We start from the raw sequence: 693 nt of genomic DNA, 5'->3' as shown, positions 1-693 counted from the left end.
CTATCATCGAGCCTGAGATTGCTTCTGCCATGGTCAACACCTGGCAGGCGGTTATCAGCAATGGGTTGCAGCCAATGATTGCGGCAGCGCAGGACAACAAACCTGAGCTGTTCCAACAATTGTTCATGAACACCTACCCGCCGCTCAGCGTTGCTTTTGGCGGTGCGATGGAAAAATACCAGAACAGCATTACGTCGCGGTCAACCGAGTCATTGCAGCAAGTCTACTCTTTACTGTCATGGGGCAGAAGTGTGCTTCTGGCGGCATTGGTGCTTGGTGCTCTGATGCTATTGATCACCGATCGTTATCTGGTGAACTATCTGGTGCGACCGCTAAACGATATCAAAGCGCATTTCCGTGTGATGGCTGATGGCGATCTTGGCAGTCCGCGTAACTGCGTAGGACAACTGATCCCTTATCTCAGAGACGTGCAGAGTAAATTGATTGGCACAGTCTCCACCATTCGTGACAGTTCTGGTGCCATCTATCAAGGCTCCAGCGAGATTCGCAGCGGCAATAATCATCTCTCGGCGCGTACTGAACAGCAGGCTGCCGCCTTGGCCGAAACCGCTGCCAGCATGGAGCAACTGAGCGCCACGGTGAAACAGAATGCTGAGAATGTGCATCAGGCGAGTACGCTCTCGCAAGATGCGGCGGTAGCCGCACGGCGCGGCGGCGAAGTGGCGTCGGACG

The 693-nt window shown here is 54.5% G+C and carries 1 pseudogene; it reads left to right on the top strand.

What is annotated here, in order from left to right:
• Positions 1-693: pseudogene (locus J5224_RS32955) on the top strand (methyl-accepting chemotaxis protein); the annotation flags it as partial.

The sequence above is a fragment of the Candidatus Symbiopectobacterium sp. NZEC135 genome, assembly GCF_025962695.1.
The sequence above is the reverse complement of the archived record's forward strand: the minus strand, read 5'-3'. Positions and strand labels throughout refer to the sequence as shown.